Source organism: Desulfitispora alkaliphila (assembly GCF_050433185.1).
Taxonomy (GTDB): Bacteria; Bacillota; Desulfitisporia; order Desulfitisporales; family Desulfitisporaceae; genus Desulfitispora; species Desulfitispora alkaliphila.
On record NZ_JBNPXS010000005.1, the window covers coordinates 26,473 to 41,408 of the forward strand.

General features: G+C 40.2%; 16 protein-coding genes. 5 read left to right on the plus strand and 11 right to left on the minus strand.

Features of this window, described 5'->3' with window-relative positions:
- The first annotated feature begins 91 nt into the window (after nt 1–91).
- A complete protein-coding gene (locus GGQ84_RS03075) occupies nt 92–520 on the plus strand; it encodes a hypothetical protein (RefSeq protein WP_429159011.1) in 429 nt (142 codons plus the stop codon).
- Nucleotides 507–1,568 carry a phosphodiester glycosidase family protein gene (locus GGQ84_RS03080; RefSeq protein ID WP_429159014.1) on the plus strand — a complete coding sequence of 354 codons (1,062 nt, stop codon included), beginning with the start codon at nt 507–509 and terminating at the stop codon, nt 1,566–1,568. Before GGQ84_RS03075 ends, GGQ84_RS03080 begins: the two co-directional genes overlap by 14 nt.
- On the opposite strand, the gene dut is transcribed toward GGQ84_RS03080, so the two are convergent.
- Nucleotides 1,560–1,994, minus strand: a complete 435-nt coding sequence (dut, locus tag GGQ84_RS03085) for a dUTP diphosphatase (protein WP_429159017.1) — start codon at nt 1,992–1,994, stop codon at nt 1,560–1,562. The genes GGQ84_RS03080 and dut overlap by 9 nt on opposite strands.
- Nucleotides 1,995–2,010: 16 nt before the next feature.
- Nucleotides 2,011–2,781: a chitin disaccharide deacetylase gene (gene chbG / locus GGQ84_RS03090; RefSeq protein WP_429159019.1), complete on the minus strand. Its 771-nt coding sequence runs from the start codon at nt 2,779–2,781 to the stop codon at nt 2,011–2,013.
- A 70-nt stretch (nt 2,782–2,851) separates the two neighbouring features.
- Here chbG and GGQ84_RS03095 point away from each other — a divergent pair, with 70 nt between their 5' ends.
- Nucleotides 2,852–3,550 (plus strand): hypothetical protein, encoded by a 699-nt coding sequence (locus GGQ84_RS03095; protein ID WP_429159022.1) that lies wholly within the window; start codon nt 2,852–2,854, stop codon nt 3,548–3,550.
- Here GGQ84_RS03095 and GGQ84_RS03100 read toward each other — a convergent pair.
- Complete coding sequence (locus GGQ84_RS03100; RefSeq protein ID WP_429159025.1) at nt 3,505–4,998, minus strand: Mur ligase family protein; 1,494 nt, start codon at nt 4,996–4,998, stop codon at nt 3,505–3,507. The genes GGQ84_RS03095 and GGQ84_RS03100 overlap by 46 nt on opposite strands.
- 116 nt (nt 4,999–5,114) lie before the next feature.
- Between GGQ84_RS03100 and GGQ84_RS03105 the strand changes: the two genes are divergently transcribed.
- Entirely contained in the window at nt 5,115–5,291 is a 177-nt protein-coding gene (locus tag GGQ84_RS03105) for a hypothetical protein (RefSeq protein WP_429159028.1), read from the plus strand.
- 38 nt (nt 5,292–5,329) lie between these two features.
- Here the strand turns inward: GGQ84_RS03105 and GGQ84_RS03110 are convergent, their stop codons facing one another.
- Nucleotides 5,330–5,845 carry a ferredoxin domain-containing protein gene (locus tag GGQ84_RS03110; RefSeq protein WP_429159183.1) on the minus strand — a complete coding sequence of 172 codons (516 nt, stop codon included), beginning with the start codon at nt 5,843–5,845 and terminating at the stop codon, nt 5,330–5,332.
- Between the two features lie 207 nt (nt 5,846–6,052).
- Between GGQ84_RS03110 and GGQ84_RS03115 the strand changes: the two genes are divergently transcribed.
- Nucleotides 6,053–6,451 carry an Asp23/Gls24 family envelope stress response protein gene (locus GGQ84_RS03115; RefSeq protein ID WP_429159030.1) on the plus strand — a complete coding sequence of 133 codons (399 nt, stop codon included), beginning with the start codon at nt 6,053–6,055 and terminating at the stop codon, nt 6,449–6,451.
- Between the two features lie 19 nt (nt 6,452–6,470).
- On the opposite strand, the gene GGQ84_RS03120 is transcribed toward GGQ84_RS03115, so the two are convergent.
- The 7 genes from GGQ84_RS03120 to GGQ84_RS03150 form a co-directional block, all read right to left on the minus strand.
- Nucleotides 6,471–7,313 (minus strand): S1C family serine protease, encoded by an 843-nt coding sequence (locus GGQ84_RS03120; RefSeq protein WP_429159033.1) that lies wholly within the window; start codon nt 7,311–7,313, stop codon nt 6,471–6,473.
- A 25-nt stretch (nt 7,314–7,338) separates the two neighbouring features.
- Entirely contained in the window at nt 7,339–8,778 is a 1,440-nt protein-coding gene (locus tag GGQ84_RS03125; RefSeq protein ID WP_429159036.1) for a TrkH family potassium uptake protein, read from the minus strand.
- Between the two features lie 15 nt (nt 8,779–8,793).
- Nucleotides 8,794–10,155, minus strand: coding sequence for a Trk system potassium transporter TrkA (gene trkA, locus GGQ84_RS03130; RefSeq protein ID WP_429159038.1), 1,362 nt, complete (start codon nt 10,153–10,155; stop codon nt 8,794–8,796).
- Nucleotides 10,156–10,273: 118 nt separating this feature from the next.
- A complete protein-coding gene (locus tag GGQ84_RS03135; protein ID WP_429159040.1) occupies nt 10,274–11,881 on the minus strand; it encodes a (Fe-S)-binding protein in 1,608 nt (535 codons plus the stop codon).
- Between the two features lie 34 nt (nt 11,882–11,915).
- Nucleotides 11,916–12,806, minus strand: coding sequence for a respiratory nitrate reductase subunit gamma (locus GGQ84_RS03140; RefSeq protein WP_429159043.1), 891 nt, complete (start codon nt 12,804–12,806; stop codon nt 11,916–11,918).
- Between the two features lie 25 nt (nt 12,807–12,831).
- Nucleotides 12,832–13,464 (minus strand): sigma-70 family RNA polymerase sigma factor, encoded by a 633-nt coding sequence (locus GGQ84_RS03145; RefSeq protein WP_429159046.1) that lies wholly within the window; start codon nt 13,462–13,464, stop codon nt 12,832–12,834.
- A gap of 61 nt (nt 13,465–13,525) precedes the next feature.
- On the minus strand, nt 13,526–14,935 hold the full coding sequence (locus tag GGQ84_RS03150; RefSeq protein ID WP_429159049.1) for a cobyrinic acid a,c-diamide synthase CobB: 1,410 nt from the start codon (nt 14,933–14,935) through the stop codon (nt 13,526–13,528).
- Nucleotide 14,936 lies beyond the last annotated feature (1 nt).

Genomic DNA, 14,936 nt, shown 5'->3' on the forward strand with positions numbered 1-14,936 from the left:
AATCCTTTCATATATAACTATAGAATACCACACCTACTCTTGAATTTAAAATTATTTTATCGTACTATGGACTTTATGGGGAGGTATTATTATGGAAGAAAAAGATAACTTAAGTAGATTAAAACAGAAAAAAGAAGAAAAAAGTAGTACGCTCAAACAAGTTGGTGGTACAGCCTTATTACTGGCTTTAGCTATTTCACTTTTCTTCGGTGGCTATACCTATTTTGAAGAACGGCTAGAAGCAGTGCAAAAGGAAACTGAGGCTTCTATCGAACAGGCACTTATGGATGTGCAAGAGACCAACTCTCTTACAGTACAGAATTTAGAAGGAAAACTGGACAACCTCTTACTGGAAATGGAAGAGATCAAAATAGCTCTTTCTGAGGCCGATGAAAACCTAGGCTCATCTAGTGCTGTACAGGAGAGTATGTCCCAGCGAATCGAGGAACTAGATAACCAATTAAAGGAGCTGCAACAAGGACTCATTTTGTTACAGGAGGATTTTCATGAGAGCAATTAGGACATTCTTAATCATTTTGCTTGCTCCTTTTGCTGGAATTTTGCTATCCCTACATAATAGTGACGATTTAGGCGGTTTCTTTAATCCTGAGGATTTGATTTTAAACTTAAGCCCTGTAGCTGCCATGGTGTCCCAAGTGGAAGCCAGTGGGCAGGATATTAAGGATGGCTCTGGTCTGATTCAGCTTTCTATTAAAGAGCAAGAGCGCCAGTACAAAGAACAGCAGCGCCTAATTCAACAGCTAATTAAATCTAGCCAGGAACAGAAGCAGTTGTCTAGCGAAATTTATGAGCGCCGTCTTTTAGAACGCTTAGGCGAACCCATAGATAGTTTTGCATCGGAGCGGGTTGAGATACTGTTGTTTGAGGTTAGGGAAAATAATTACCGAGGCTACATGGCTAAAGTAAAACTCCACGACCCCACAGCCCTTGAGGTAACCTTAGGCCAGGGCCAGTACGGAAAGGCTGAAACCACAAGCAATGCTGTATCCCGCACTGAGGGCATATTTGGGGTTAATGGAGGAGGATTTTATTCCTTTGTCCAAAGGGGTTCCCAAATGTATTTGCCCATTGGCACTACAGTAATAGATGGAAGCCCAGTGGGAGATGGATTTTCCCCTTCTCGAGACAATCTTTTCTTCAGCGGCTTTTCCAATGGGGAATTAGTAGGCGGGGTGTTAAACCAAAAAAGTGAATTAGAGCAGTTATCTCCCCAATGGGGAGTGAGTTTTGTGCCTGTGTTAATGCAAGACAGAATGCCTCAAGAAATCCCCAGTAAATGGCGGAATGCTCGCCATCCCAGAACAGTAGTTGGGAATTTTGGCAATGGAGATTTGATGTTTATGGTTATCGACGGTCGCCAGCCCGGCTGGAGCTCTGGAGCTACATTAGAAGAACTCCAGATACAGATGTTGCGGTTAGGTGTAATCGATGCATACAACTTAGATGGTGGCGGCTCTAGCTCTATGGTCTTCAATGGCAACCTTTTAAATAGACCCTCAGATGGACACCAGCGACCTGTAGTAACCAATATTGTAATTTTACCCTGACACTCCTGTTGACCCAAAACCCTCAGTCCCCCTGAGGGTTTCGTCTATGGTATCAACTTCTTCCACCTGAACCCTTAAAATTGGTTGGATTACCATTTGGGCAATTCGCATCCCTTGTTCTACTTTAAAGGATTTATTGCTGTGGTTGATCAAGATTACTTTTATCTCTCCTCTATACCCTTCGTCTATAGTTCCAGGGGTGTTAAGAACGGTTATGCCATACTTAATAGCTAGACCACTTCTAGGTCTCACTTGGGCTTCCGTCTCAGGTGGCAACTGAAGCGCTATACCTGTGGCTATTATAGCCCTTTCCCCCGGTGCCAATTCTAGATTTTCTACCGAATATAAATCCATTCCCGCATCTCCTGGATGGGCATATTTTGGCAAGATAGCTTTATCATTTAACTTCTTTATTTTTAGTTTCATTAAAAATCCCCCTCATTTACTTAAACGCATTTCTGTAGTCAGTCAACACAAATCCCATGCTCTCAATTATCTGAGTAAGTCCTTCCTTTGTCAATACTTGTAACTCCTTTTCCCTTTCCCCTTTATAGCTACTCCATTTTAAGAGCAGGGAATCCACTTCACCTGGATGGGTCATCAGCTCTACAACTCTCCCTGTTTCCAGTGATTTTGCTTGATCTAAGAGTTCAATTAAGTTTGTGCTTGTTGCTCCCTCTCCAAAAAAATCACCGATAAATGCGCCACAAGTTCTAACCTTCCGCTCACTTAAATAAGCTCTCATGGACTGGCTTACAGAGCGCACTGGCAGTTTGTACTCAACTGCTAAGTCTGCCACAGCTTCCAGGATTACTGGATTCATGTGCACGTGATGGTGACTATCCAAATGAGTTAATTCTACCCCCATTCTAAGAACAGTTTCAATTTGCTGGCGTAGCTCTCTTTTTACCTGATCCAAAGGAAATGGTTCTTGCAGTACCCGGTCCTTACTGAAAAAATATCCCTGTTCGTCCACCAGTTTGGGAATGTTGTTGCTTTGAGATAAAGCTTTTCCGCTAGATAGGCATAAATGCACACCCACAGCAGGCAACTGACTACTACTAGCTAACTTTAAAGCCTCTGCTGTGGCATTCCGATTGACCAAAACTGTTGTACTGGTTACTATGCCTCTCTGTTGCGCTTTTAATATCCCCCGGTTAACCCCTTCACTGTAACCCAAATCATCGGCGTTTACTATGAGCTTAATAGTCATTTTTTTACCCTCCCCCATGTTTTGGTTTTTATGCTATAATCAAATTACATATAATTACAGGAGTGATCCTATGTACTTCCTTGATATTGACGTAGATTTTTTAGTCGATTATACACCACACAAAAAAATTACCACTGCTAAAGGTTTGGAGGAGCTAGATAAGCGAAGTAACATCTGGCTCAGCCCAGAGGACCTAGTAGAGACAATATTTGAAAAAGGCTTTAGCTTTGAGCTAAGTAAGTTTTACTCCTTTGATGACCACAAAGAGAGCTTCCATGTATGGAAAAAAAATTTAATGTGGCTTCAAAGCCCTCCTAAGTCCGAAGCAACTCTAATTCATATTGATTATCATCACGATCTATTCGGTTGCATGTACTCAGACCTAAACCGCATGGATGATAATGAGCTGGGCTGTGCCAACTACCTCTGGTATGCCTTAAAGCATAACTTTTTTAAGGAAATAATTTGGATTGTGCCTGATTTAGAAAAATTGCGCAAGGTTTCTGGTCAAATATTCTTTATTCACAATTTGTATAACTTGCACCATCACTATTGTAAATCTACCGCCACTCTCAATTATACCAACTACTTAGGACAGCGCTGTGAGACTCCCTTTACTGTGTGCCAATTAGACACACTTCAAAGTAAAGATCGTCCTGTCTCAATAGTAACTGTTGCTCAATCAAAGGGCTTTACTCCTCCTAAAACTTTCTCCTATGCCCATTACATTAATCGTCTGCTTTCATCCAGTGTTTCCGGTAATGGATGATCTTGATGTATATCTTGAACATCTATTCCCTTTGCCTGTTGTTCCAGCAGGGAGATTGCCATTTCCCTCACATTGTCAAAAGGATGGGCACCTAACAGCAACAGCAAATCGCCAGGTTCTAACTCTTTGATGGCGCTCTCTAAACCACCCTTTAATGTTTCCTCCATCCTAAAGTCTGCTCCTCCCTCCCAAAGGCCTTTGGTAAATGCATCTTCTTCTGCTTGTACTAACTTATCATGAGGTCCATTAGTATCTAAACTCTTGGTAACTGTTAGCTGAACATTAAGTTGACTGGCATGTTTAGCTACAGTAAGTGCATTCTCATAGTTTATCCTCCAACCCCGATTGCCCCTAATACCCACTAATGCATGAATTCTCCTTTTGGGCAACTCCTTGGCCATTTCGAAAACTGCCCTAAAGTTTTGGGGGTTATGAGTTGCATCATCAATTACCCCGTATGGTTCTTGCCATATTAATTCACACCGGCGCCATATTCCAGGGAATGAGTTAAGTCTTTCTTCTATTTCATCATTGCTAAGACCTAAGCTAGAACAAACAGCTACTGCAGCTAATACATTATAGCAGTTGTGCTTTCCTAGTATAGGAACAGAGGCTTTTATTTGCTTCCCTCTCTGGCTTTCTATTATCATGTTCAAGCCATTCGTTGAGTAGTTTATTTCTTTTCCATTGATATCTCCTTTTCCTTCAATACTGAAGCCAATTTTTGATTTAGCGCTACTAGCTCCTATTACTTCTCTGTGAAAAGGATCATCCCAATTATAAAAAATTACAGCCTCTTCTTTTAGGTTATCAAACCATTGCTTTTTAGTCTGCAAGTAATCTTGAAAATCTGGATGTAAATCATAATGATCTGGAGTTAAATTTGTGAATACAGCCACATCAAAGTCCAAGTAATCCACTCGACGCAGCTTTACTCCATGGGAAGAAACCTCCATTACTGCACTTTTTCCACCACTTTCAAGAACTTCATTCAAAAAATATTGGGTATAACTTGCCTCAGGCGTGGTTAGCTTTGAAGAAGTGCTATGAGAGCCCAATTTGTATTCGATAGTTCCCAGCAGACCAACCTTGTCATCCTTGCCGCTTAGCAGGTGATGAATTAGATATGAGGTAGTAGTTTTTCCATTGGTTCCAGTAATTCCTACTAATTTTAACTTTTTGCTCGGATTTTTGTACAGTTCTGCTGCTAAGTTAGCCTCTTTCTGCCTGGCATTATCCACAATGTGTATGGGGACATTATAGGATTTTTCCGGTTCTTCCTCAGTGTAGATGACAATAGCTCCCTTTTCTATGGCATGGCTTATATATTTATTTCCGTTTTCCGCAAAGCCATTTATTGCAATAAAGGCATATCCTGGCTTTACTTTTCTTGAATCACTAGTAACACCACTGATTTTTATTCCGTTTACTGATATTATTTTTCTCACCCACCTTATTTAGATTATCTCTGCATATTATTTGCCTTTTGCCTCTGGTTAATTCTATAATTTATTGGGTAAAATAATCGGGACAAAAGGCAACTCTCAAAATGGAGGCGATTTTTTTGTTTATGCGAAATGGGAATGGCAACTACCATCTGGGTACCTTTGGCTTCCCCAGCGCAGGCTGGTGGGTTGTTCATACAGTAGGCATTGCAGCAGTATATTATATGGGTTATAGAGCAGGAAAAAAACTAGAGACATGTGCTGAGGATTACGATGAAGATGATGATTTTTTTTAGAAATAAATGTAGCAGATAGCCTAAGCTATCTGCTACATTTATCTATCAAAGAATATATTTTTCCCTGTAGCTGATATGGGAATTCCCACAATCAGTTGGCCCTGAACTAAGCCCATTTTTCGTACCACTGCCCCAACTCTGTACATGATTCTGTTGTCAGCATTGTGAATACTAGCTATCTTAACAGCTGAACCGATAGCGATTCCAAGGTCCATGGTTCGCCATGCACAAAGAGGACCATCGAATTCTGTACCCTCTCTGATCCTTAATTGGCTACACTGGTCAACACCACAAGCACCACAGTCTAATTCTGCTACAGCTGGATCTTTTATTCCAAGAAGAAGCATTGCATCTGAGTTGCGTACATTTTCTCCATCTCGATCAAAGCTCTTCTTGTTTGAATCTTTACCATACTGAACCATTTCATCAGCAATTTCTCTTAGCTTTGCTCCAGTAATGACCTGTGCTGTAATATAATCCTTACCCCTTGTCTTGGGAGCAGTCCTAGCTGCTACAGCCATTAAGCCGGCTATGGTCTTCATTGCATCTTTCATCATAGATATCCTCCTTTATACTCACTTTATTATAATTATTTCTATATTTTATCTTAGTATTCCTTTATAAAATCAGTAGAAGCTTACAAATTCATAAAAGTTTAAAAAAAAGCAGGTATAACTTTCCTTTTCGTCGAAACTATATATAAGAATTGATAGAAAAAGATAAACTTTGGGAAGACTTAAAATAAGTTGGGAGGTTATCTAATGGCAGAAAATAAAAAACAACCAAATGCTACAGGCCAAACTAAAATAGCTGAAGAAGTTGTAGCCACTATTGTAGGTTTAGCTGCAGAGAAAACAGAGGGAGTGACTGCTATGAGTGGTGGTATCACTCAAGGTCTTGCTGAAAGACTAGGTCGCAAAAGCTATACTAAGGGAATTAAGGTAGAAGTGGGCGAAAAGGAAGCCGCTGCTGATTTACACGTAATTATTAATTTTGGAGCTAAAATCCACGAAGTGGCAGCAGCTGTACGCCAAAATGTAAAAGACGCTATTGAAAACATGACTGGTCTTACAGTAGTTGAAGTCAATGTCACTGTAGACGGCGTGGCTTTTGAAGAGGAAAAACAGGAAGATCGTGAAGAGACAAAAAGGGTTAAGTAACTACTAAAAGATCACTACCTTATTGAGGTAGTGATCTTTCTTTATATTGCTCTATTCTATCTATTAACTGATTCACAGGAACAGCCAACCCTATAATATTCTCTTCATCTCCTGGATTTCTCAGAGTAGCAAAGATAACTCCTATCACTTTTCCCTTATCGTTAAATACAGGGCTACCGCTACTCCCCTGGTGAATGGGAGCCTTAATAGCCAATACTGGCTCTTCCCAATTGTTTAAGTTATGTTTTCCTAGAACTATTCCTTCTTTCACTATCTGGGGAAAGCCCATAGGATTACCAATTATAATTACCTGTTGTCCTTGGTATGCCTTCTCTTCTAACTCAAGTTGTACCCAAGGTACCTCACGAGAATTCAATTCAATTAGGGCCAAATCAACTTCAGGAAAGCTGGCAACTTTCTTTCCGCCGTGCATGCTTCCACTGACAAACCTAGCCGTTACCTGACCAGCATCTCTGACCACGTGCTCGTTAGTGACAAAGTATCCTTCAGGTTCAATATAAAAACCAGTTCCCCGCCTGTTTGCCAATTGAATCAGTCCCACAGCTTCCTTCCACTCCTGAATTTCCGGATCTTGAGAAAGCTCCTGGGATTGATGGATAAAATCTAAAGAAGGCCATGTTAGTGCTTGAAGAGAATTACCTAAGAAAATTGTAATAAACGCAAGCACTGTTATTAGACCAGCTATTTTGATAAAAGGGGATCTTCCCCCTACTTCTTCCTGATACTCAAATTCTTCTTCCTCTGGTAACTCATTAAGCTCTTCAAAAAGTTCTGGTTCCAATTGCTTTTTCTGTTCCTCTGTTAGAGGTATGTCCCATGGGCCCCTGTTTTTATCAGTCATCTGGCCTCATTCCTTTGCTCAAAAATTAGCTCTTCCACACTTTAGGCGACAACAGTACTAGTATAGTGTACAACTCTAATCTTCCCAATAGCATTAGCAGGGAGTGAACATACTTAGCTCCTGATGGCATAAAAGCAAAGTTCTCTGCTGGTCCTACTAGACCAAAGCCCGGTCCCACATTGCCTATACTGGCAGCAGCTGAAGTAAAAGAGGTTGTTAAATCAAAACCCAAGGATGCCATGTAAATAGATGCTATCAAGAATATTACCATATATAAAAAGAAAAATTGCAGTACACTCAAAATAATTTCTGGATTTATCACTCTCTTATTAATTTTTAAGCTTATAATAGCTCTTGGATGAATAGTTCTGCGTAACTCTAGCATAGTGTGCTTTAGCATTATTAAATGTCTTCCCATCTTCAAACCACCACTAGTAGATCCAACACATCCTCCCATGAACATAAGCCCCATAATCATTACCTTTACCATTATAGGCCATGCATCATAATCAGCTGTAGCAAACCCCGTTGTTGTGGTAATAGATACTACCTGAAAAGTAGCATGTCGCAATGCCTCTTCTATACTGGCATACTGGTCTCTAACATTTAAAAAAGTCAATAAAGAGACGGTAGCTATTATACCTCCATAAAGCCTGAACTCCTCGTTTTTCCAAAAGGTATTAAGACTCTTTCCCTTCAGTGCTCGATAGTATAAGACAAAGCTAGTCCCCCCTAAAAACATAAATAGGGTAATTGCCCACTGTACTATGGGGTCAAAGGCTCCTACGCTCTCATTTCTGTTAGAAAATCCACCGGTTGCTATGGTGCTAAAACTTTGACAGACCGCATCTAAAAAATTTAGCCCTAGCATAAACATTATTATTAGCTGTATTCCCGTTAATCCAATGTATATGGACAGCATTACCCTAGCTGTTTCCTTCAATCTAGGCCTTATCTTTTCTTTGGTGGGTCCAGGCACCTCCGCTTTAAACATCTTCATAGCACCTATGCCTAATTGAGCCAGTAGTCCCACAAACAGGACCACAATTCCCATCCCCCCAAGCCAGTGGGTAGTAGCACGCCATAGCAAAATGGATTCAGGATTACCCTCAATATCTGTCATAACACTGGCTCCTGTAGTTGTAACCCCTGACATACTCTCAAAAAAAGCATCTGCATAGGTTTCAAAGGTCCCTGCAAAATAAAAGGGCAGCGAGCAGGACAGAGCTGCTACAATCCAAATTGCAGCTACTAAGACAAATCCCTCTTTATAGTGAATTTCTCCCCTCTGCTTGAACAGGAGGATTAATAAAACACCTAAAGTAAAGGTTATACCAGCTGAGATAGCAAAACTCCAAACCTGCTCTTCACCACGATATAGAGCCCAGATAAGGGGAAATAACATGGATACTCCTATGACAACTTGTAGTTTTCCGATCAAATTTAGCATCAACTTGTAATTCATAAGTCCTCCAAAATTTTAGAAAAGGCCAAAGCGCTTTTTATTTTCAAAGAAGTTCTCCACGTTAGCAATGGCACTGGGCAGAGCAAAGACCATTACTTGATCTCCTGGTAAAACCCAATCGTCCCCTGAAGGAATTAAAGCCTTTCCCTCTCGGAGAATTGCTCCCAAAATAGCTCCCTTGGGAAACTTTATATCCTTTAGCGGTTTTTTTGCATAACTATAATCTTCAGAAACTATTAGCTCTATTACCTCAGCCTTTGCCCCACCCAAAAGGGTTAAAGATACTATCTTCCCTTGTCTAATATTTTTTAAAATAGCTGCTGCTGTAAGTTCCCGGGGCGTCACTGCAATATCTATCCCCACCTGTTCCATCATGGGGGCGTAATCGGAGCGGCGCACCTGGGCAAGAGTTCGTTTTGCTCCCATATTTTTTGCCATGAGGGAAACTAATAGGTTAACTTTATCATCTCCTGTAACAGCCACAAAGGCATCTGTTTTATCTATACTCTCATTTTTTAATAACTCTGTATCAGTTCCATCTCCTTTAAGTACCAATACATTGTCCGTATCGTCAGCAATGCGCTGGCATTTTTTTATGTCCTTATCTACTACTTTTACCGAGTACTTCTTTTTCTTTTTAGATAATATCTGAGCTAAATAGTAACCAACTCTACCTGCACCTAGAATAAATACATTTTCTACACTGGTGCGTTTCTCACCTAGCAGCTCTTCTATTTTCACCATTTCTTTGGTTTTGCCAATAACAAAGACAAAGTCATTTGCCTTAATCATATCCTCTCCGCTAGGTATTATCATTTTCTCACCGCGCAAAATGGCCACGATAAGATATGGATATTCAAAGGGCAAATCCTTTAGCTTCACGTTTAATACTGGCGAACTTTCATCTATCTTAAGCTCCAATAGCTGCACCTTCCCATCGGCATAATAGTCCACATTGATTGCCTCAGGGACCTCTAACAGCTTTGCTATTTCCTTGGCGGTAACTCGCTCTGGGTTTATTATCAGGTCTATTCCCAAAAATGAATTGCTAGCCTTGTCATCACCCACGTACTCAGGATCTCGAACACGGGCTACAGTCTTTTTAACACCATAGTGCTTTGCGGTTATACAGGCCACCATATTTAGTTCATCAAACTCAGTAACAGCGATCAGCATTTTTACTTCATCGACTCCTGCATCTTCTAATACCTTCTTGCTAGATCCGCTTCCCAGAATAGTTTGTACATCTAGGGACTCATCTACCACTTTTAATCTTTCACTAGCCTTGTCTATTACTACTACGTCGTGATTTTCCATACTCAGCATCTCAGCCAAGCTGTAGCCCACTTTCCCAGCACCAATGATCATAACACGCATTTATTTCAACTCCAATTAATATGGTTAAAGGATTTAGTGCTATTATATCTCTTAGCACTCCTTTACGCAATATAGAAAGAAGCTCAAACACATTATTGTGCTTGAGCTTCTTTCTCTCTTATTCGTGTAAAAACTCTAGGAATGGTTCGTCAATACTTTCTAGAGCATTAACTACTAACTCTACTAAACCTCCGTAGTGTACATTGTACTTTTCAGTCATATTGTAGTGACCTAAAATATCCCTCATAGCTCCCTTACAGTTAGAGCAAGGAGCACAGATATATTTAGGAGTTGAAGCATCTTCCATTACTCCCTGGAAGGCAGTAAGGATCTGTTTAGTCTTCATTCGCGTACTAATATTATCTCTAAACTCAGGGAAGTTTAGTGAGTTCATAATAGCGAAACCACTACCACCACCACAGCAGTAGTTGTGAACTCCACTTGGAGTCATTTCGATATACTGTGGACATACAGCCTTGATAATTTCCCTTTGTGGCTGTACAATTCCCATCATTCTTGCAACGTTACATGGGTCGTGCATTGTAACTGGGAAGTTGTTCTTACTAGGATCAACTTTTAATCTTCCATCCTTTAGCAAGTTCATCAACAGTGGCAAGAAGCTCTCCCTAGGAATGTAGTCATCTCCGTGGAACATTCTATCAGAACTTACTGCGGCTGCCTTATGGGCGTGGCCACACTCACCGATTACTACTCTCTTCACACCAAGATCTCTAGCTACCTTCATTTGCTGTAATGCAATCTTTTTAGATTGACCGTCATCATACCATAGGCCGTAGTTTACGTTATCATAACCTAATAGGTCACTACTCAATGTCCAATCCAAGCCTGCTTCTTCAAAAAGAATAGCAAAAGCAGCTGGGTTTTCTGGCCATGCCATGAACTCACCAGCGTTGTGAGTTAACAGGATGTCCGCACCCTTTTTGTCGATTGGCATCTTAATGCTTCTGCCTATCATGTCCTCAATGTCTTCTTCAATAAATTCCACATTGTCAATAAATGCAGGCTTTGTAATACCTGTACTGGAACCAGTTTTCAACTGTAATACAGTTCCCTTTTCGTGAATAGGCTTTGGTGCAATGCCCATTTCCTGACTAAATATCTTTCGGATTTCTCTAGAAAGCAACCCGTTGTCAAGTCCTAATGGACATGTCTGAGCACAGCGTCTACATAAGTTACATCTGTAAGCAAGCTCACCTAGTCTAGCAATAGTTTCCCAATTGATGTCGATGTCTCCGCCTACAAATTTGTTTAGTAGACTCCCCTTGTCACTGTTCTTAGCCTTAAATAACTTTCTCAGTACTTCAGAGCGATATATTGGTCTATATACCTCATTTTGATTTGTAGCTTCAAAAATGTGACAAGCATCTGAACAGGTGTTACACTTGGCACAGTACTCAAATGAAAGCATTAATGGCTGAATGAAGTTTCTATTAGTCTCTTCTGACAGCATTTTGTCCATTCCGCTCAAAAACTTCTTAACGAACTCTTCTTCTTCTTCCTTTGTTTCTGGGCGAGTCATTGTATCGATTCCAATACAACCATCTAAGGATGCACAGTATTTTTCTTTCCATTCCTCTTTAGCTTCTTTTACCTTTGGCAATTCTTCTGGCTTATCATATGGTGCTGGTAGATCCATTAAACTATCTAACGTGGTAACTTGAACGCCGCGTTTCCCCATATCGTTTGGCTTAGCTTTCTTAACCATTTAATCTCCTCCTATCCCAACTCTATTTATAAAATTATTGATCCTTAGGCTTCCCAGGCTGCCAGTGAGGAGCAGACCATGTTTGGCTCGGCTTGAATTTTGAACCTTCTCTAACTTTTCTTTCAACTTCACTGCCTGGTAAGTTCGGGTCATTTTCCCACAATACTGTGTGGAATGAAAAGTACTTACCTACATAGTGACTCATCTTCGTCTGTGGAATGTAAAGCAGTAATAGTCCTAAAAGAACAATGTGAAGTGCTAAAGCACCTTCAGCTTGGATTGGGCTAAATGTCAATAAGCTCTTAAAGATGTCTCTACCGTAGTTAAAGGCTGGGTCAGCTGCCCACGCCATCAAACCTGTAGCTGTTACTGCAAAAATGAATAAAAGGTTGAAGTAATCCTGTGGAGTAGAATAGATTTTTAGTGTTTCTACAGTCAATCTTCTAAATAAAAGTCCAATTGTACCAAATGCAACTAGAATAGCACCGATAATTCCTGTCACATAAGTCACATAATATACAAGTGTTGCCCAACCGCCAGTTTCAGCAGCTACAACAGAACCACTTAATTCAGTGATAGCACCTACGAATAGCATTGCAGTCCAAAGGAATAGAGTATAAATTCCTAAGTGCAGTGCATAGGAAACCCACCACATTGGTCTCTGGTGAACAAAAAGGTTTTTAATAAACAGCATTTCCTTAAGCATATCTTTTAGCTCACCTGCAAAAGATACTTCTCGAGGCTTTTCAAACCACTTTTCCTCCTCATAGTACGAGCCACCATACTCTCCTCTGCCCTTTTCTTTAGGTACAGGGTAAAGCTCCCATCTACTGTGCATTGGCATTTTTGCAAAAGACCATGCTTTAGCTAGGGATAAGAAAATAAAAGCAAATAACGCAGTGTAAACAAAAATTGTCAAAATCACTTAGAATACCTCCCTTAATACTTTTTTATAAAGCTATATTATTACTGCTTGAACTAGGGCCTTCCATTTCTTGCTGAATAAACTCAATTATGGTTTTAATTCGCTTAGAGATTCTGCTTTGGCTTACATTGTACTTTTTCGCCAGATCACTTTGTTTGATTTTAGCCTTCCCCCCAAGCCCGTAAAAGCTAAATAGAATATCTTTGTCACTATCGGGGAGGCTTGCCAGAATATTCTTCAATATTTCCTTTTCTTCTTTATCGTCCATTACTGCCTCTGGGTTATAGCTGTTGTCTTCATTGCTTACTATATTATGGAGATTATAACCCTTATTAGGAGTATTGTCGCTGGCCACCTCGTGGTCTTCTTCAAACATAGCAATGACCTCTTTAAAAAATCTCTTGCGCTTACGCAGGTACATTTTTATCTCATTATCAATACAGGTATATGCAAAGGTCTTGAATTTAACATTTTTCTCATCATTGTATTTATTTATTGCTTTTAAAAGACCAAGACATCCCTCTTGAAATAGATCATCGTATTCATCCATTGAATTGAGCTTATATTTCCTTATTACAGACTTAACTAAAGTATAATTGCTGTAGAATAGCTCTAATTCCCGATCTGTAAACGGCATGGCTTTAAGCGCAATACCCATAGGAATAGGGGTAAACGCCTCCCTCCCCTCTAATGCTTATTCCAACACCGGTAACTTAAACCTATGATTTGCCCTGCTTTTCAGTTTTGTATTGAAAAGCTTTGCTGACAAACCTATGTGCCCACTGAGGATTTGATAAACCATGAATGTGATTATAAGCTGCCAATACATTTTTGTAAATAATTCCATCATTGGCTCCGTCAACGCCATTGCCTCTTTCCACTTTTAGTGCAAACTCCACCTTTGAGTTATCTAAATTTATAAGTCTAGAGTTGTGAAACTCATGCCCCTTAAATACATGGGCCTCAGGAAAGTAAGGATTTTCTTTTGTAACGCGCATTTGTGTATATCCGTGACCTTGTGGCTTTTTTTCCATAACCACATCAAATGGCAGAGCCCCTACCATTTTGTAGTCTTTATCCTGTTGAATAATCTTTCTCCCTAAGTACATTAGGCCACCACACTCAGCGTATACTGGCAATCCCTTTTCAATAGCCTCTAGAATGCTCTTACGAAAGCTAGAGTTTGCTTCTATGTCAGAGGCGAATATTTCTGGAAAACCTCCGCCTATAAACAAGCCATTCACGTCGCCAATTTCCCGGTCGCTCAAGGAGTCCAACTGAACCAACTTAGCGCCGCTGTTTTCAAGCATCCTTAAATTTTCAGGATAATAGAAGGAAAAAGCCCTATCTCTAATGATTCCTATAGAAACCTCTTCTCGTCCTAATTTAGTTATTTTGCGTGGGTAAGCTTCCGGGTAGCTTGTAAGAGCTGGTGCACTTTCAGCGATCTCTTGAAGCTTTACTAGATCCACATTATCTGAAACAACCTGACCAATATTTTCAATGGTCCTATTAGCTATATCAGTTTCATTGGCGGGAATCAACCCTAAGTGCCGGTCGGGAATTGTAAGGTTTGCATTTTGAGGTATACTCCCAATTACAGGCACTTGGCAGTACTTTTCAATAGCATTTCTTAACATTCTTTCATGTCTAGCTCTACCAACTTTGTTCAATATGATACCGCCGATATTGATGTCCCTATCAAAGTGCTGGTATCCCATCACTGTTGCAGCTGCACTTCTAGTCATCCGCGTACAATCTACTACTAGTATTACTGGAGCTTTTAACACCTTTGCTATCTGAGCAGTACTGCCCGAGCCCTCTAAATCGAAACCATCGTAGAGACCCATGGCACCCTCTACTATTCCAATATCAGCATTTTTAGAATTCTCTATAAAAGATTCTGTTATCATCTCATCTGTCATCATAACTGAATCTAAATTGCAGCAATCTCTACCGGTTATAGCTGACATCCAGCTAGGATCAATGTAGTCAGGTCCTTTTTTAAAGGATTGTACTTTTTTACCTTTGGATGTGAGAGCTGAAAGCAGCCCTAAAGTAAAAGTTGTTTTGCCTGACCTACCCTTAGGCGCAGCTATTACTATTCTTGGAATTTTCGGGGTAGCCATT